Origin of the sequence: Roseofilum sp. SBFL, from assembly GCF_017746885.1 — a bacterium.
Classification (GTDB): Bacteria; Cyanobacteriota; Cyanobacteriia; order Cyanobacteriales; family Desertifilaceae; genus Roseofilum.
In genome coordinates this window covers 1-16,805 of the sequence record NZ_JAGHZH010000099.1, presented here as the reverse complement: position 1 = coordinate 16,805, position 16,805 = coordinate 1, and the positions used below count along the sequence as shown (strand labels likewise).

Annotated in this window: 18 protein-coding genes; 8 read left to right on the top strand and 10 right to left on the bottom strand. The window is 46.8% G+C overall.

Annotated features, from left to right (window positions below; genetic code table 11):
* The first annotated feature begins 470 nt into the window (after positions 1 to 470).
* Positions 471 to 1,607 (top strand): PP2C family protein-serine/threonine phosphatase, encoded by a 1,137-nt coding sequence (locus tag J7545_RS11200; RefSeq protein WP_318700149.1) that lies wholly within the window; start codon positions 471 to 473, stop codon positions 1,605 to 1,607.
* A 10-nt stretch (positions 1,608 to 1,617) separates the two neighbouring features.
* Here the strand turns inward: J7545_RS11200 and J7545_RS11195 are convergent, their stop codons facing one another.
* Positions 1,618 to 1,941, bottom strand: a complete 324-nt coding sequence (locus J7545_RS11195; RefSeq protein ID WP_318700148.1) for an STAS domain-containing protein — start codon at positions 1,939 to 1,941, stop codon at positions 1,618 to 1,620.
* 366 nt (positions 1,942 to 2,307) lie between these two features.
* On the opposite strand from J7545_RS11195, the gene J7545_RS11190 reads away from it, so the two are divergent.
* Together J7545_RS11190 and J7545_RS11185 are read left to right on the top strand one after the other, a co-directional pair.
* Positions 2,308 to 2,778 (top strand): hypothetical protein, encoded by a 471-nt coding sequence (locus J7545_RS11190; protein WP_318700147.1) that lies wholly within the window; start codon positions 2,308 to 2,310, stop codon positions 2,776 to 2,778.
* Positions 2,779 to 2,859: 81 nt separating this feature from the next.
* Entirely contained in the window at positions 2,860 to 3,855 is a 996-nt protein-coding gene (locus tag J7545_RS11185; RefSeq protein WP_318700146.1) for an anti-sigma factor antagonist, read from the top strand.
* Positions 3,856 to 3,888: 33 nt separating this feature from the next.
* On the opposite strand, the gene J7545_RS11180 is transcribed toward J7545_RS11185, so the two are convergent.
* Positions 3,889 to 4,011 carry a hypothetical protein gene (locus J7545_RS11180; RefSeq protein ID WP_318719567.1) on the bottom strand — a complete coding sequence of 41 codons (123 nt, stop codon included), beginning with the start codon at positions 4,009 to 4,011 and terminating at the stop codon, positions 3,889 to 3,891.
* A gap of 111 nt (positions 4,012 to 4,122) precedes the next feature.
* Here J7545_RS11180 and recR point away from each other — a divergent pair, with 111 nt between their 5' ends.
* Positions 4,123 to 4,734 carry a recombination mediator RecR gene (gene recR / locus J7545_RS11175; RefSeq protein WP_413038659.1) on the top strand — a complete coding sequence of 204 codons (612 nt, stop codon included), beginning with the start codon at positions 4,123 to 4,125 and terminating at the stop codon, positions 4,732 to 4,734.
* A gap of 7 nt (positions 4,735 to 4,741) precedes the next feature.
* Here recR and J7545_RS11170 read toward each other — a convergent pair whose 3' ends face one another.
* Positions 4,742 to 5,350 carry a response regulator gene (locus tag J7545_RS11170; protein ID WP_413038658.1) on the bottom strand — a complete coding sequence of 203 codons (609 nt, stop codon included), beginning with the start codon at positions 5,348 to 5,350 and terminating at the stop codon, positions 4,742 to 4,744.
* Between the two features lie 233 nt (positions 5,351 to 5,583).
* On the opposite strand from J7545_RS11170, the gene lipA reads away from it, so the two are divergent.
* Positions 5,584 to 6,507: a lipoyl synthase gene (lipA, locus tag J7545_RS11165; RefSeq protein ID WP_318700144.1), complete on the top strand. Its 924-nt coding sequence runs from the start codon at positions 5,584 to 5,586 to the stop codon at positions 6,505 to 6,507.
* A gap of 106 nt (positions 6,508 to 6,613) precedes the next feature.
* The gene (locus J7545_RS11160) at positions 6,614 to 6,997 is read left to right on the top strand and encodes a GxxExxY protein (protein WP_318700143.1); all 384 of its coding nucleotides are present in this window, start codon (positions 6,614 to 6,616) and stop codon (positions 6,995 to 6,997) included.
* A 34-nt stretch (positions 6,998 to 7,031) separates the two neighbouring features.
* Here J7545_RS11160 and J7545_RS11155 read toward each other — a convergent pair whose 3' ends face one another.
* The 5 genes from J7545_RS11155 to J7545_RS11135 all read right to left on the bottom strand — a co-directional run bounded on the left by J7545_RS11155 (position 7,032) and on the right by J7545_RS11135 (position 9,666).
* Positions 7,032 to 7,214 carry a hypothetical protein gene (locus tag J7545_RS11155; RefSeq protein ID WP_271939864.1) on the bottom strand — a complete coding sequence of 61 codons (183 nt, stop codon included), beginning with the start codon at positions 7,212 to 7,214 and terminating at the stop codon, positions 7,032 to 7,034.
* A 97-nt stretch (positions 7,215 to 7,311) separates the two neighbouring features.
* Complete coding sequence (locus tag J7545_RS11150; protein WP_318700142.1) at positions 7,312 to 7,572, bottom strand: MoaD/ThiS family protein; 261 nt, start codon at positions 7,570 to 7,572, stop codon at positions 7,312 to 7,314.
* Between the two features lie 5 nt (positions 7,573 to 7,577).
* Entirely contained in the window at positions 7,578 to 8,345 is a 768-nt protein-coding gene (locus tag J7545_RS11145) for a YebC/PmpR family DNA-binding transcriptional regulator (RefSeq protein WP_318700141.1), read from the bottom strand.
* Between the two features lie 84 nt (positions 8,346 to 8,429).
* On the bottom strand, positions 8,430 to 9,083 hold the full coding sequence (locus J7545_RS11140) for an HAD-IA family hydrolase (RefSeq protein ID WP_318719566.1): 654 nt from the start codon (positions 9,081 to 9,083) through the stop codon (positions 8,430 to 8,432).
* A gap of 55 nt (positions 9,084 to 9,138) precedes the next feature.
* Positions 9,139 to 9,666, bottom strand: coding sequence for a hypothetical protein (locus J7545_RS11135; protein ID WP_318700139.1), 528 nt, complete (start codon positions 9,664 to 9,666; stop codon positions 9,139 to 9,141).
* 252 nt (positions 9,667 to 9,918) lie between these two features.
* Between J7545_RS11135 and purN the strand changes: the two genes are divergently transcribed.
* Together purN and J7545_RS11125 are read left to right on the top strand one after the other, a co-directional pair.
* On the top strand, positions 9,919 to 10,569 hold the full coding sequence (purN, locus tag J7545_RS11130) for a phosphoribosylglycinamide formyltransferase (RefSeq protein ID WP_318700138.1): 651 nt from the start codon (positions 9,919 to 9,921) through the stop codon (positions 10,567 to 10,569).
* A gap of 88 nt (positions 10,570 to 10,657) precedes the next feature.
* On the top strand, positions 10,658 to 12,145 hold the full coding sequence (locus J7545_RS11125; RefSeq protein WP_318719565.1) for a histidine kinase dimerization/phospho-acceptor domain-containing protein: 1,488 nt from the start codon (positions 10,658 to 10,660) through the stop codon (positions 12,143 to 12,145).
* A gap of 87 nt (positions 12,146 to 12,232) precedes the next feature.
* On the opposite strand, the gene J7545_RS11120 is transcribed toward J7545_RS11125, so the two are convergent.
* Together J7545_RS11120 and J7545_RS11115 are read right to left on the bottom strand one after the other, a co-directional pair.
* Entirely contained in the window at positions 12,233 to 13,288 is a 1,056-nt protein-coding gene (locus tag J7545_RS11120; RefSeq protein WP_318700136.1) for a TIGR03032 family protein, read from the bottom strand.
* Between the two features lie 101 nt (positions 13,289 to 13,389).
* Positions 13,390 to 16,805: beta strand repeat-containing protein (locus J7545_RS11115; RefSeq protein ID WP_318719564.1), on the bottom strand; the 3,416-nt coding region annotated here is incomplete at its 5' end.

The following is a 16,805-nucleotide window of genomic DNA, read 5'->3' as shown; positions in this document are numbered from 1 at the left end:
CATTCCCCGGCCATTGGATGCGGAGATTCTTGGTTCAACGAGTCCACTTAGACTAAATCCCTTGCGAAATTCAACCCAGAGGTAGGTCTCTCCTCAAGCGTTACTTTCCGAGTGCCCCTCGGTAGTTGGATCATTCCAAAATTGGTTTTTATTTCAATCCTGTGTTGTCTAGCCCCTTTGAAGATTTTACCTATTCCTAGGGGAAAACTAGAACAATGGAATAGAACCCCATATCTTCAATTGCCCAGGTACAGATTGCCGTTAGGCATTTAGGTTTTTATACAGGTTAATTACCATTCCTGTGAATCCCATTGTACCATAAGGTCAGGTTAAAACCTGCCCGCTCGCCTTCATCCTCGGAATGAATTTACGGGGTTTTCAGCATATCTCTTATAAGCGATCAAATAGGCTATCAAAGCGATCTCACTTTTGTCAGATTTTCCAGCTCCCAGTCTGATGACATTTAAATCATGTACAAAGTTTTGATTATAGAGGATGACCCTTTGTTTCGGTTAGTGTTGACCAAAGCACTGAAGAATCAAGGGTATGATGTGACCGTAGCCACGAATGGTGAAGACGGCTTAGAACAAGCAGCCAGTCTGCGCCCTGGATTGATTTTGTGCGATTGGATGATGCCTCGCATGGATGGATTGGAGGTTTGTCGCCGCATTAAGGCTAATCCTGATTTGACAACGACGTTTTTTGTGCTGCTGACGGCCCGTGAGGGAGTGGAAGACCGGGTTCAGGGTCTCGATAACGGGGCAGATGATTTTTTGTCTAAACCCATTGAGGTGAATGAGTTACGGGCGAAGGTGCGGGCAGGTTTACGACTGCACCAACTCAGTCAAGATTTACAAACGGCTAAACAGAGACTTGAAGAAGAGTTGACAGAAGCGGCAGATTATGTTAAATCACTTCTTCCCGGCCCTTTGCACGAGTCCGTTTCGATTGATTCGAGGTTTATTCCTTCTCGTCAATTGGGAGGGGACTGTTTTGATTATTATTGGCTCAATGAAAATCAGCTCGTGATTTATGTGGTGGATGCGGCGGGTCATGGGGTGGGCAGTGCCCTGTTATCGGTTTCTGTCTTGAATTTATTGCGCTCTCAATCTCTCTCTGGGGTTGATTTTTCTCAACCCCATCAGGTGCTAATGGGTCTGAATGATACGTTTCAGATGGAAACTCAAGGCGATCGCTACTTTACGATTTGGTATGGGGTTTATCACCGAAAGGAACAGTCTCTGGTCTATGCCAGCTCCGGTCATCCTCCAGCTATCCTCTTATCTCCTAGTCCCAACCAGGATATAGAGGTTCAACATCTGAAGACACCCAGTTTCCCGATTGGTATGTTTCCTGGAGTAGAGTATGGGGTACATCAGTGTCATGTCCAACCCCAGAGTACCCTCTATGTGTTTAGTGATGGGGTCTATGAAATTCATCAGACCGATGGCACAATCTGGGGACTTGAGGCGTTTAGTGAGTTTTTGGTCACCCATCAACACCTCTGCTCTGAATTGTTAGATCATTTACTCCATTGCATTTATACATTAAATTCCAATACCATCTTGAATGATGACTTATCGTTACTTCAGATTAAGTTTCATTAACGGCCGGCACTTATGGATTTTGCAATTTGTTCTCGCACTCCTCACGGCTAGAATAGACTTCAAATACTCGATCCATGCTGGTGAGTTCAAAGAGCATCCTCACTTGCTCGTTAATGGAGCAGATCAGGAGTTTTCCCCCCGCAGAGCGTACAGTTTTTAAAGCAGCTACTAAGGCCCCTAGGCCAGAACTATCAATAAAGGTTACTTCTTTGAGGTCAATCACGATCGCCTCAGCACCCGATTTCACTAATGCACTGACTTCATCTCTAAACTGACCTGCTTTGGTACTATCTAAAATGCCGGAGGGTTGAATGTGTTTAACGGTTTGACTCATAGGTTTGGTTGACAGAAGTTGCTAAGTTGGTTAGTAATCCCGATTTATTGGATTTAGTTCAATAGGATACTATAATCTTGGATTCGGGTTAATCTGATTCTATCCGGATTAACGGAGAACTCAAAGGGGGGCTAAAATCCTGGATATTTGTGTGTTTAAGGCGATTGCTGCAATCATTGTGGGATTGTCCTCGGAGTCAAACCAAGGTATTTTGAGGGGAGTAGGGTAAAGGAATGACGTAGGTTGCTCCTCAAACCCCAAGCGATCTTTGACTAAAATAGGATCGCAATTATGGCTAAATGATTATGGGAAATCAATGCATCTATAACAATATAGAGCGATATAGAGCGATCGCCATTAAAAAGAATGATTCTAACCACAGTTGGCACTGAACCCTATCCCTTTAATCGTTTGATGAGTTGGTTGCAGGTTCTGGTGAACCGAGAATTGATTCAGGAAGAACTCATTGTGCAATACGGCAGTTGTAGTGTTTGGCCTGAAAGCGAAGACTGTTTTGCTGATATTCCAGAGACGAAGTTAGTTCAATTGGGGGGTGAGGCTCGTCTGATTATTGGCCACTGTGACCCTTATTGGCTCAAATGGTTGGATCAAACCAGCAAGCCTTACATTTTAGTTCCTCGTTCCCAATGCTATAAAGAGCATATTGACGATCGCCAAATTGAGTTGGCCAGTAATCTCGCATTGGCAGGAGTTCCTATTGCTTGGTCTCCAGGAGACCTGGTGCGGTTTCTTTATTCTCCTCGAAGGATTTCTCGGTCTACCCTAATGACAGTCGCCAATGAAACGGTGAAACGCTCTCTAAAAAAGGGCCGTTGACTCAGCCCTCTGATTTTCACCATAGGGTATTTTTTCTGTTTTGACAGAATAGAACTGCAATAGACTCCCCTTGAGGTGTTTATGAACAATCCAGTTAATCCCCCTGAGTTTGCCATGACTTCCTTTGGGGCTTGTTGTTTGGTTCAATTATCCAAAAATTTTACCGTTACCCAAGCAGTGGCGTTTAAGGACTATTTTAAGCAGGTCTGCGATCGGCAATCGGGTCTTGAGCGGGTGATTTTGGATTTAGGACAAACTACATTTATTGATAGTAGTGGTATTGGTGCTTTAGTGGGCTGTTTGAAAATAGCTCGTGCCCAACAGATCGAGTTGATTATTTGGAGTCTTCATCCTCAAGTGAAGATGGCTTTTGAATTAACGGGACTTACAGAGGCCTTTACCATTGATATGGGGACAGATGCCCTGTTAACACCAGTTACTGAGATTCCTCAGACCTCTCCAAAGATTCATCCTTCGGTACGATCTCCCCTGAAGCGGTTATTAGATATTATCGGTAGCTTGGTGGGCTTAGGGATTACGGCACTTCTATTTCTCCCGATTGCGATCGCCATTCAAATTGACGATCCTGGGCCCATATTTTTCGGTCAAATTCGCTGTGGCTGGATGGGGAAACGCTTTAGAATCTGGAAGTTTCGATCTATGGTGGCTAATGCTGAAGCTCTGAAGCATCAAGTTAAAAATGAAGCAGAAGGAGCCTTTTTTAAAAACAAGGACGATCCGAGGGTTACCCGTGTGGGGAAATTCTTACGTCGTACGAGTCTAGATGAACTGCCCCAGTTTTGGAATGTTTTAAGGGGGGAAATGAGTCTTGTGGGAACTCGTCCCCCTACAGCAGATGAAATTGAGCGCTATGAGATTCCTAAATGGCAACGGCTTGATGTGAAACCGGGTATGACCGGAGAATGGCAGGTGAATGGGCGATCGTCCATCCGAGACTTTGAAACCGTGATTCAAATGGATTTACGCTATCAAGAAAACTGGAGTTTATTCCATGATATTAAACTCATTTTGAAGACAATTGTGGTCTTATTTCAAAAAAATGCGGGAGCGATGTAGAACTCACAAACCCCCAGCTAATCATGATTAATCCTATCCACCAGCGGCAAAGGTAAACATCACCAGAGCAGATAAAAGAATTCCAGGACTGAGCAATAAAATCAATGTCAGTAAATCATGAACCGTCATACCCAATCGCTCTCCTAAAGTAAACACTACATTTTGTTAGGGTATCCCATTCCTTCCAAAAAGCAACCCCAGAGTGAAGATTCTTAATCCTCGCTTAAGCTCATTGGTCAGTGTTACCCTGGAGAAGCATCTGTACGAATAAGGAGCAAGAAAACGGTTTATCCTAGTCCTTTAGCTCGTCTCATTGAGCAATTCCAACGGTTACCTGGTGTTGGGCCAAAAACCGCGCAACGTCTGGCTCTTCATACGATAAAGCGGCCAGAAGCAGAAATCAAAGCTCTGGCACAGGCTCTACTAGATGCTAAACAACAAGTGGGGTTGTGTCAGAAGTGTTATCATCTTTCCGCCGATCCTTTATGTAGTATTTGTCGTAATCAAAATCGCGATCGCCAAATCTTGTGCGTAGTTGTAGACTCGCGAGATGTTATTGCCCTGGAAAAAACCAGAGAATACCGAGGACTCTACCATGTTCTCGGAGGTGTAATTTCCCCCATGGATGGAATTGGTCCAGAACAACTAACTATTCAATCGCTGGTGCAACGAGTGAGCCAAGAAAACATCCAAGAAGTGATTCTAGCGATTAGTCCTAGTGTGGAAGGAGAAACCACTACCCTCTATATCGGTCAACTCCTGAAACCCTTTACACGGGTGACCCGCATCGCCTTTGGATTGCCCATGGGAGGAGATCTAGAATACGCTGATGAAGTCACCCTCGCTCGTGCCTTAGAAGGTCGCCGGGACCTCAATTAAAACCCAATTATTTCAGTTTTTGCTTAACAAAGTTGAAAATTTTCACGACCTGTTGTTTCAACGGTTCGATTTGAGCGACTTGTTTCTTCAGTGCGTTAATTTCGGCTTGCATTTTCTCAATTTGCTCTTTTAGGGCGGCAATTTCGGCCCCAGATGCTCCGGCTGAGGGTGCAGCACCTGTAGGAGTCGATCCCGTATTGCCAGCCGTTGTGTCTCCTCCCTCTAGAGCAGGTCGAGGTTTTTTGGCTTTAGCCATAGCTGACTTAATAGCAGCAATCAAATCTTTTTGTTCAAACGGCTTGGGGATAAATTCCCAAAATTCAAAGGGTTCTTTAATTTTTTCGGTAACCTCTTCCTTACGTCCTGACATTAAGACCAGAGGAATTTTACGCAAATCGCTATTACCCTGAATTTGCTGGAAAACCTCAAATCCGCTGACTTTGGGTAAGAGGAAATCGAGCATAATCAAGTTAGGGTGTTCTTGGCGGATCAAATTGAGTCCTTCTTCACCATCTTTGGCTTCAACGACTTCAAAGTTACCTTTTGGTAACATATCCTTGACTCGCGCTCTGATGACACGACTATCATCAATGACTAGAATTTTATGTCCCACAATGAACTCCTTGAAAGGGTGACGATTGAATAGCAATCCTGAGTTGAGCAGGGGGGCGAACGGTGGTGTTCAGAGGTCTAGGTCAATCCAGAAGAGGAATGGGGTGAGGTCACGCCCATGATGATGATTAGAAGATCATCAAGGCAATTCCTCTCTTTTCTGCTCTATCTATCAATAATAATAGAATTCTGACCCTAATCACTGGAGTCGTTTGAGAACCCTATTGATTGTTAACCATGAATTCTAATCCATCTGATGTATCGGTTACACCTCCTACTGTTTCGGCTACTACCCAGAAGAGAGCGCGATCGCCTTTAGCGAAGCTTCCCCCTTGGCTACGGCGCTCTATTGGTAAAGCGAGCGAGCTATCGACGGTACAAAAAATTATCAAGCAACGCCAAATTTATACTATTTGTGAGGAAGGGCGATGTCCCAATCGGGCTGAGTGTTATAGCCAAAAAACGGCAACTTTTTTACTCATGGGACCGACTTGTACCCGTGCTTGTGCCTTTTGTCAGGTGGATAAGGGACATGCTCCCATCCCCCTCGATCCAGAGGAACCGGATAAAATTGCGGAATCGGTGCAGCTCTTGGACTTAAAGTATGTGGTGTTAACCTCGGTTGCTCGCGACGATCTACCGGATCAGGGGGCTGGATGGTTTGTGAAAACAATGGAGCGGGTGCGCGAAGTGAATCCGGAAACGGAAATTGAGGTGTTAACTCCTGATTTTCGGGGACAACGGGATTTAGTTGTGCAAGTGGCTGAAGCGAATCCGGCTTGTTATAACCATAATATTGAAACGGTGAGACGTTTGCAGCGCCCGGTGCGACGAGGAGCGAAATATGAGCGTTCTTTGGATGTGCTGCGGTGGGTGAAAGAGCTGAATGCCAATATTCCTACGAAATCTGGGTTAATGTTGGGGCATGGGGAAACGGAGGCGGAAATTGTGGAGACGTTGGAGGATTTACGGGGAGTTAATTGCGATCGCCTAACTCTGGGTCAATACATGCGCCCTTCCCTGGATCATCTCCCTGTGCAGCGCTATTGGCATCCTGATGAATTTGAGAAATTAGGCGAAATTGCCCGCAATATGGGCTTCAATCACGTTCGTTCTGGGCCTTTGGTTCGTAGCTCCTACCATGCGGGACAAGAGGCCTAGTTGGGAAGGGAGAGGATATGATGAACCACGGAGGCACGGAGGACATTGAGATGGAGGGTGGGAAGGGAGAGGATATGGAAACCACGGAGGCACGGAGGACACAGGGATGGAAGGTGGTGATTTGAATAAGATATCGGGGGAGGTGATTGGGGGAGCAATTGAGGTGCATCGAGAGTTGGGGCCGGGTTTGTTGGAGTCTGCCTATGAAAATTGCTTAAGGTATGAATTGCAGCAGCGAGGATTACGAGTTGAGCAGCAGGTTGCCCAGCCTGTTTTCTATAAGGGATTACAGTTGGAGTGTGGTTATCGTTTAGATTTACTGGTTGAAAATCAAGTGATTGTGGAGCTAAAAGCTGTTGAAGCTATCCTACCCATTCATCAAGCCCAACTTTTGACCTACCTCAAACTCCGTCAACTCCGCCTAGGATTGCTCATCAACTTCAACGTTCCCATTCTTAAAAACGGCATCAAACGCCTGATCAATGGCTAATCCAAAACCCAGTGTACTCTGTGCCTCCGTGGTTTTATGTATAACCTAGGGACAAAAAAGAAGGGAGAACATCACATTCTCCCTTCTTTTGTTCACCCTTTAAGCGCTTGCGTAGCATTTGGGTTTGTTTTTTCAGTTGTCGCTGGCGGGCCGATCCGCCTTTTCCTTTGTCGTTTCTCCCCTTGCGACGGGGCGATTCCCATCGTTTGAGCCTCATGAACCCTCCGTTTACTGGTCTGACTTTTTGCACTCTTTCCGTATCTTAGCACAGTTGAAAGAAAGGCAGAGAGCTTCTCCTCCCATTCCCCATTCCTCTATCCTCCACTAACGGGAGGAATTAAGACAACTTCATCGCCAGATTCTAGGATTCGATCTCCCTCTACAAACTGTAAATTAATCCCAAACCGGGTTAGGGGTTGCCATGGGGCTAATTGGGGATATTCGCTAATCATGCGATCGAGTACAGCAGAAACGGGGGTATGGGGGGGGAATTCCCAGGCAAGTTCAGGCACACCATAGGCTTCTTGATAAACGGCAAAGAGCTTAATGACGATCGGAATAGGAGATGCAGCCATAATTGCTAAACAACACTTAAAGACATTAATCGATCGCTCATTTCAAAATTGGGGGTTACAGTTTGAATATCATCTAAGTCTTCGAGAGCATCTAGTAATTTAAGGAGCGATCGCGCTAAATCTTCTTCTTTTACGTCTACCGTCATATTCGGTATCCAGCGTAACTCTGAGGTGATAACCTCTAGTTTTGCTTCTTGTAGGGTTTGCGTCAAGTTTTGCAGATTTCCCGTCTCGGTAAACACTTCTACGGTTGCCTCATCATCGGGATCGTCAACCCATTCGTAGGTTTGCGCTCCTGCTTCGATGGAGATTTCTAATAACTCATCTTCATCTACCTTACCGGTGAGTCGCACGACTCCATTCTGGGTAAACATCCAGCTCACACATCCAGTTTCCCCTAAGTTTCCCCCATTTTTATTAAAGGCTTCTCGCACATCTGCGGCTGTACGATTACGATTATCGGTGAGAGCTTCAATCAGAATAGCCACGCCACTGGGCCCATATCCCTCATAGCGGATAAACTCATATTGGTTATTATCGGCTTCCCAAGTACCGGCTCCTTTGGCGATCGCCCGATCAATATTGTCATTGGGGATTCCTGCTGCTTTTGCCTTCTCAATTGCCGCCCGCAGTTGAAAATTCCCTGCTGGATCGGCACCACTGCGAGCCGCCACAATAATTTCTCGCGACACTTTAGTAAATACTTGTCCTCTTTTCGCATCTACCCGTGCTTTCTGACGCTTAATATTTGCCCACTTACTGTGTCCTGCCATAACCCGGTTTAGGGATTTAATAATCCAACTTTTCTTAACCTTCTATTATAACATATTCTCACTTTCCAATCAACCCATCCAAACCTATTCAGACCTCTTAAGTGCTGCGACTACATCAATCAACTCCCTGGGTTCTGAGAGCAAAAAATCCGGATCGTACTCTGATAAAATCTCTGGCCACTGAAATCCCCACCCAACGGCGATCGCCTTAACTCCGATTTCATGAGCTGCTTGAATATCACGCACTTCATCCCCTATATAGATTACCTGTTCTAGAGACCAGCGTCGTTTTTTAATTATCTTCTTAATCACCCGACTTTTTCCGAAGACATTTAACTCCGATTCAATAAACTCAAATAGATGATCTAACTGGTGTTTTTTCAAAAAACTATTGACATTCTCTCGTCCATTTGAGGTCACAATTCCCAAGGTACACCCTTGATGTTTGAGGGTCTCTAATATGTCTGCCATATCCTGAACTAAATTCAAAGTATGAATGGCTTGATTCATTTCCCGTCTTAGCCGCAGCATCAGAAAAGGTAACTTATACCAAGCCACTCCTACTTTCTTGAGAACCTGTTCCGTAGAGTTGTTTCTGAGGTGATGGAGTTCTTCTGGCGAAGTGGAGCGATAGCCAAATTCGGGAGCAAGACGGTTGCTAATTTCAACCACCAGATCCAAAGATTCTGCTAATGTACCATCAAAATCAAAGATGAGGTGTAGAGTATTCAGCACCACAATTACAAGAGAATATGGGGACAACCGATCGGGATAACATCAATAGAGGTCAGGATTATGGACAGGGGCGATCGCCCAGGGGACTGGTCTGGAGTTGAGTGAGGGAGGCTGGAGTAAGGGTAATTGGGGTGATGGGCATCCACTTAAAGACCGTAGTTTTATCGGCCTCTTGAGAGATGTAAACGGGAGCGATTCGATCGAATTCCTCTTGATTCAACTCTAGGGAGAATTTATAGAGGGTATAGACAGTAGGTAAATTATAGCCTTTAGAGATTTTTTGGCATAATTCAGTTCCTAGAGATAAAAAGCGAGATCTTGAAAGCGTTAAATCCAATTCTTCCTGAATTCCCCGCATCGCCGCTTGAATGGGTTCTTCACCTGATTTGAGCTTTTCAGATACGCCCGCGAGATCTCTTTTGCGAGTATCCCCTCGATCGAGAATTTGATAGGCTTCAAATAACTGAAGTTCCGCTGGCAGATACGTCACTCGCACGCAAGCGACTTGAATATAGCGGATACCCTCTTGAAGCACGGATTCTCCTGATTGAATCTCTTGTTGGAGTTGTGCTATTGTTCGTTGCATGATTTTACCTCGGGCAATTTTTAAAGATGATTTTTATCGGGTTGTGATACTTCTGCCATTGTCCTTCCCTCTTTTGCGTCAGTACAACAAACAAAACAGGACTATTTAAGCAAAGGTTTTCAGGAATATCAGTCAGAATTAAGATTTGTTTTATAAATCTTCTAGAACCTTAGGAATCTTCTGTTTTCAGGAAGACGACCTATGTTAAACTACTGATTCAGGACTATTGTAGGGTTACCGGGGGCATAAAAAATGAAAACTGCTGCCATCGATCGGAGTTTAGTTTCTCCAGAGTGCGATCGCTATCCTCAGTTTACGGAACCTCTGCAATTAGGGGTGATGGCATCGGGGAGCGGCAGTAATTTTGAAGCCCTATTAGAGGCGATCGCCGCCGGGAAACTAAACGCCCGAATTAATGCCCTGATCTACAATAACCCAGGGGCAAAAGTTGCCGCTCGCGCTCAACGGTGGGGTATTCCTGCTATTTTACTCAACCATCGAGACTATAAAAAGCGTCGTCAAGAATTTGATGCTGCCATTGTCGAAACCCTAAAAGAACACAGAGTACAATGGGTAATTATGGCAGGATGGATGCGGATCGTTACTGAAATAATCCTCAGTGCTTTCCCTAACCGTGTGATTAATATTCATCCCAGTTTATTACCCAGTTTTCGCGGAATTCGTGGGATAGAAGATGCCTTAGAATCCGGGGTGAAAATTACAGGATGTACCGTACATCTAGCGGATTTAGAAGTAGATACAGGGCCGATTTTAGTGCAAGCAGCGGTTCCCGTGCTACCCGATGATACTCCAGAAACCCTACATGCCAGAATTCAAATACAAGAACATCGAATCTTACCCCAGGCGATCGCCCTAGCTGCCCAGCAATATAGCGCGTTGTAGGGAATGGGGAATACCAAGATATAATAAGAGAAAACTCGGATCGGTTTAAAATCTCTAGTCCCTAAAAAAAACAAATGGCTGCGTAAAAATGACAATGGATGAGCGTGAGAATCAACTGGCATTTGCTGTAAGTGGCGATCGCCAACGGGAACACGATCGATTACAGACCTTACAAAAACTTGGCTTACTCGACAACAGTAGTGTACCCATCTTTGAAGAAGCCACCCAAACCGTTGCCCACTATCTGCAAGTTCCCATTTGCATTTTAGGCATTGTCGATCGTCAAGTCGAATGGCTCAAAGCCGCCTTTGGCCTCTCGCGCCTGGGACTCATGAACGATCTAGCCGCTCAACGCTCCATTCCCCTACAACATTCCCTCAGTCGTCAAATTGTCGAAACCCGCAAAAAATGGCTGATTGCTGATTTAGCTAATCATGAAGAACTCAGCCAAAATTTCCTCTATCAAGAATATGGAATTCACGCCTATTTAGGCATTCCTCTCCTTCTCTCTGAAGGCGAATGTATTGGAGCCTTAGCTGTTTTAGATCTTGAACCCCACAGATTCACCTCGCAAGAAATTTCCTATCTAGAAATGACAGCTCGCTGGAGTTTGAGTGAATTTGAACGTGCCCATATACTAAAAATACCCTCCAACCAAACTGGATTAGTCGGTGTGAGTGCAACGCCCCAAAATTCCTCTTCTCAAGAATTCACGACCTACTCTTCCAGAACAGCCCCGGCCATGGCAAGTAAAAACAAACTTCTAAATCAACTGAGCCAAGAGCTACGCACGCCCCTAACTTCGGTTCTGGGAATGGCTAAAATGCTCAACACCGAAACCTATGGCCCCCTAACCCCAAAACAAAAAGAATACATGACCATTATTTACGATAGCGGTCAAAATTTACTCTCTTTAATTAATCAAATCTTAGAATTAGCTGTTCTTGATGACCTCGCTCCACCGCTCAAAATTAAGCCCGTTGATGTAGAAATGCTCTGCCAGCAAGCTACCAGTCATTTAGAGACCTTAGCTAGCGATCAAAACAAACAAATTCGTTTATCTATTGAACCCGGAATCCGCATTTGGCATGTTGATAAAGTTTTAGTCCAACAAATTCTCTACCATCTGATTGCCAGTGTCATGGAGGGTGCAGCCGAAGAAAGTATCATTCGCCTTCATGCCTCTCATCGGGCAGAGCAATTGTATTTTTCCATTTGGATTTCCCATCCTTGGCTTGGAGAAGGACTTCCTAACCTAGATGAAGTGAAACGCTGGTTTAAACAAAAAGAATTAAGAGACTCTAAGCAAAGTGTAGCTTCTCCTGATAGCTCTTCTGGTTGGTCTGAATCTCCTGCATATGATTCTGTAAAATCTGATGGATTCACTGAGGTTTCGTCCCCATTAGAAACTCCAGAAGAGCAACGAGAAACTTCTAGTAGCTTCAAAACTAAAATGCAGTTTCTACGTTTAGAGTTAAGTTTTAATCTGGCTCAACTCCATGGAGGACATTTAGAGATTCAAGGGAAAAATGCGGCTAGTTATCGGTATATAGTACGATTGCAAGAATATCTATAGGGCTTCGTGCTAGAGAATAGGGAATTGGTAATCTTGGCCATTGCTTTCCTGTGGTTCCAATGGCAAATGTTTCACAGGACTTGATACTCAGGTTGGTAACGAGTCACCAATAGTAATCACTCGGCGGATTTCATCGGTCTTAAACCCTAGAGCCATGGGTCGCCGGACATTGGGCAAAACAGCTACATCATACATTTCTTCAATGTAGCCATCAATGCGCAGCCAATGAACGATATCTCCAGTACGCAAGTCAATCACCTGCAAACCACAGCGAGCTTCAGCATCTTTTGCTTTTAGGGTTTCATCTAGAGGCAAATCCATAAACGTCTTATTATGCCTGGGTTTTGAGAGTCCAACTATGGCAAAATCTCCCGCAAAAGCCAGACCTCGCAAGTATCCGGGACAGAAAGTCACGGGTTCAAACTGGCCTGTTTGTCGGTCAACATATCCGAAATAACCCGTACCTGAATTGAGTAACCATAGTTTATCTCGATACCATCGGGGGGAATGGGGCATCGATAAATCCCTGAGGACGACCTCATTGGTGGTCACATCCATAATACAGCCGCCGTTCACCCGGCGATCGCGCCAACCATCAGCAATATCCGTTTGACTGACCATACTCACATAGCGCGGCTCCCCATTCTCCATTGCCAAACCATTCAGATGACAGCGGTCTTCAGCAGCGAGTTTGGAGATAAACGGAGGTTTCCAGAGAGGAATGAAACTATGGGTTGCGCTCATTGTTGCCAAACACCCGAATAAGGTATTGACAAAGATAATTTGACCGCTCTTATCAATTGCAATATCATGAATGTCCAAATCGCCCGTAATATAGCTGATTTGGGGTACGTAGAGGCGATCGCAGCCTTCATGGATTTGTCCCGGTTCTAGGGCATTTTCAAAGCGCCACAATTGATACAACGAACTCAGATACAAGCTCGACAAAGTAGCACATAAACCCATCGCCCGATTAAACGTGCGCTCAAAAATCCACAGCCGTCGATCCGCCCCAGTACCAATCAGAAAGAGCTTTCCTGTCTGATACGTGGTAAACGCCAAACTAACATTCTGCTCCGCCAGCCAATGAGGTAACTGGCGCGAACCCATGATTTCCGTCGGTGTAGAGTGAGTATCAGTCATACCATCCTATTTGCAAGTATCGATCCGGTAGGGGCGGGTTGTCCAATATCTTCGTTGGCAGAAGAGATGGCTCATGAACCCGCCCTGACAAATTTGTGGGCTTAAATCATAATCCCCGTCTGGTCAACATTATCGCTGACCACCAAACGTAACTGATTCAACTCGTAAGTCGTGAAACCGCCGCTACTGCTGCTGGTAAACCCTAATGCCGATAGATTGGCCGTAACCGCATCTCCCACATTACCTGTCACTCTCAGAGTGCGGAACCCAGAGCCAGATGTGCTTTCCGAGACCAAATGCAACAGAGATGCATAATCAAGAGTGAGGCTATTATTCCCCGAACCCGTCAGGTCAATGGTCTCGAGTCCCTTAATCTTCGTATTATCCGAACTACCGGTTAAATTCAGAGCCATACCCGCACCACCGAACGTGAGGGTATCGTCGCCCAAACCGCCATCGAGGTGACTGAAACTGGTGTTGGCAATCTGCAACTGGTCATTGCCAGCCCCACCATAGAGCAGGATATCGCTAAACCCACCATCGCTGAGGACATCATTACCTTCCCCGCCAACCAAAGCCTCACTATTGGCAGTAACCGTTAGGTTATCAGCACCAGTAGTCCCCATCTGGGTCACCGCCGCCGTAAAGTTGCCCCCAAACACCACATAAGAGCGACCGGAACGATTACCATTGGGGTCGGCACCAAATGCCCCAACAATCAGGTCATCAAAGCCATCCCCATTCACATCTCCCGCTGAGGATACGGAAATACCGGATTCGTCTAAAGCCGCCTCGCCGTCGAGGGCAAAGCCTCCCGTGCCAGCGGTAATATCGCTCAAGTTGACCGTCGTGCCATCGCTTTTGCCAAACACCACATAGGAGCGACCAGAATTACTACCATTGGGGTCAGCATCATCTGCCCCAACGATGAGGTCGTCCAAGCCATCTCCATTCACATCTCCCGCTGAGGATACGGAATAACCGGAGCCGTCTAAAGCCGCCTCGCCGTCGAGGGCAAAGCCTCCCGTGCCAGCGGTAATATTGCTCAAGTTGACCGTCGTGCCATCGCTTTTGCCAAACACCACATAGGAGCGACCGGCATTAGCAGTACCATTGGGGTCGGCATCTTCTGCCCCAACAATGAGGTCATCCAAGCCATCCCCATTCACATCTCCCGCTGACGAGACAGAAGTACCGGAGAAGTCATTACCTGCCTCGCCATCAATGGCAAAGCCTCCCGTGCCAGCGGTAATATCGCTCAGGTTGACTGTCGTACCATCACTTTTGCCAAACACCACGTAGGAGCGACCGGAATTACCACCATTGGCGTCGGCACCATATGCCCCAACAATGAGGTCGTCCAAGCCATCCCCATTCACATCTCCCGCTGAGGATACGGAATAACCGGAGTTGTCAAAAGCTGCCTCGCCGTCGAGGGCAAAGCCTCCCGTGCCAGCGGTAATATCGCTCAAGTTGACTGTTGTACCATCGCTTTTGCCAAAGACCACATAGGAGCGACCGGAATTATTACCATTGGGGTCGGCATCTTCTGCCCCAACAATGAGGTCATCCAAGCCATCCCCATTCACATCTCCCGCTGCCGATACCGAACGACCGGAGCGGTCACTACCTGCCTCGCCGTCGAGGGCAAAGCCCCCCGTACCAGCGGTAATGTCGCTCAAGTTGACTGTGGTGCCATCGCTTTTGCCAAACACCACATAGGAGCGACCGGAATTACCACCATTGGGGTCGGCACCAGATGCCCCGACAATCAGGTCGTCCAAGCCATCCCCATTCACATCTCCCGCTGCCGATACCGAACGACCGGAGCGGTCATTAGCCGCCTCGCCATTAATGGCAAAGCCTCCTGTACCAGAGGTAATATCGCTCAGGTTGACCGCCGTGCCATTGGCTTTACCAAACACCACATAGCTGCGACCGGAACTACCACCATTGGGGTCGGCACGAAATGCCCCAACAATGAGGTCGTCCAAGCCATCTCCATTCACATCTCCCGCTGAGGATACGGAAACACCGGAGCGGTCATTAGCCGCCTCGCCGTCGATCGCAAAACCCCCCGTTCCCACCGGTATACTAGTCTGGTTCGTAATGGCACTTAACTCCACTTGCGAGACCACCGTCATGGTCGCAGTCCCCGTATCGCTCCCTCCATTCCCATCGTCTACCGTATAGTCAAAGGTCGCCGTGCCGGTAAAGTTGGCATCCGCTCGGAAGGTAATCGTGGTTCCATTTAACGACACCGTGCCATTGCTGGCATTGGAGACGGCTGTAACCGTGAGAGTATCCATCTCTGGGTCAGTATCGTTAGCCAGCAGGTCGGCTGCATCAATCTCCAGAGTAGAACTGAGCAATACTGAATCTGCCACTGTATCATCTGTCGCAACAGGAGCTGTATTAGAGACTATCCCCGTTTGGTCAACCTCATCGCTGACTACCAAACGTAGATTATCCGACTCGTAAGTGGTGAAACCGCCACTACTACTGGTAGTAAAGGTTAACGCCGATAAGTTAGCACTGATGCTATCTCCGCTATTCCCCGTCACTGTCAGAGTTTGGAATCCAGAAGTTGCTGTATTTTCCGAGACCAAATGCAACAGAGAAGCATAATCAAGAGTGAGGCTATTATTACCCGAACCCGTCAGGTCAATCGTCTCCAGCCCCTTAATCTTCGTATTATCGGCACTAGCCGTCAGATCCAGTGCTATCCCCCCACCGTTAAAGGTAAGGGTATCGTCGCCCAAACCCCCATCGAGGCGATTAAAACTGGTATTGGCAATCTGCAACTCGTCATTACCCGCACCGCCATAGAGCAACAGATCGGTAAAGCCACTATCGCTAAGGATATCATTACCTTCACCCCCCACCAGAGCCTCGCCATTGGCCGTAGCCGTGAGGTTATCGGCACCAGTAGTCCCCGTCTGGGTCACCGCTGCTGTAAAGTTGCCCCCGAACACCACGTAGGAGCGACCGGAACGGTTGCCATTGGGGTCGGCAAAAAATGCCCCAACAATGAGGTCGTCAAAGCCATCTCCATTCACATCTCTCGCTGCCGATACGGAAAAACCGGAGCGGTCATCTGCTGCCTCGCCGTCGAGGGCAAAGCCCCCCGTACCAGCAGCAATGTCGCTCAAGTTGACTGTGGTGCCATCGCTTTTGCCAAACACCACATAGGTGCGACCGGAATTATTACCATTGGGGGAGGCACGAGATGCCCCAACAATGAGGTCGTCCAAGCCATCCCCATTCACGTCTCCTGCTGACGATACCGAACCACCGGAGTAGTCATAAGTTGCCTCGCCATTGAGGGCAAAACCTCCGGTACCATTGGTAATGTCGCTCAAGTTGACTGTTGTAGTATCACTTTTGCCAAACACCACATAGGTGCGACCGGAATTATTACCATTGGGGGAGGCACGAGATGCCCCAACAATGAGGTCGTCCAAGCCATCTCCATTTACGTCTCCTGCTGCCGATACGGAATGACCGGAGCGGTCAT

Coding starts and splice junctions, on each gene's coding strand:
- J7545_RS11200 (WP_318700149.1), top strand. CDS start 471: ATGTACAAAGTTTTGATTATAGAGGATGACCCTTTGTTTCGGTTAGTG.
- J7545_RS11195 (WP_318700148.1), bottom strand. CDS start 1,941: ATGAGTCAAACCGTTAAACACATTCAACCCTCCGGCATTTTAGATAGT.
- J7545_RS11190 (WP_318700147.1), top strand. CDS start 2,308: ATGATTCTAACCACAGTTGGCACTGAACCCTATCCCTTTAATCGTTTG.
- J7545_RS11185 (WP_318700146.1), top strand. CDS start 2,860: ATGAACAATCCAGTTAATCCCCCTGAGTTTGCCATGACTTCCTTTGGG.
- lipA (WP_318700144.1), top strand. CDS start 5,584: ATGAATTCTAATCCATCTGATGTATCGGTTACACCTCCTACTGTTTCG.
- J7545_RS11160 (WP_318700143.1), top strand. CDS start 6,614: ATGGAAGGTGGTGATTTGAATAAGATATCGGGGGAGGTGATTGGGGGA.
- J7545_RS11155 (WP_271939864.1), bottom strand. CDS start 7,214: ATGAGGCTCAAACGATGGGAATCGCCCCGTCGCAAGGGGAGAAACGAC.
- J7545_RS11150 (WP_318700142.1), bottom strand. CDS start 7,572: ATGGCTGCATCTCCTATTCCGATCGTCATTAAGCTCTTTGCCGTTTAT.
- J7545_RS11145 (WP_318700141.1), bottom strand. CDS start 8,345: ATGGCAGGACACAGTAAGTGGGCAAATATTAAGCGTCAGAAAGCACGG.
- J7545_RS11135 (WP_318700139.1), bottom strand. CDS start 9,666: ATGCAACGAACAATAGCACAACTCCAACAAGAGATTCAATCAGGAGAA.
- purN (WP_318700138.1), top strand. CDS start 9,919: ATGAAAACTGCTGCCATCGATCGGAGTTTAGTTTCTCCAGAGTGCGAT.
- J7545_RS11125 (WP_318719565.1), top strand. CDS start 10,658: ATGACAATGGATGAGCGTGAGAATCAACTGGCATTTGCTGTAAGTGGC.
- J7545_RS11120 (WP_318700136.1), bottom strand. CDS start 13,288: ATGACTGATACTCACTCTACACCGACGGAAATCATGGGTTCGCGCCAG.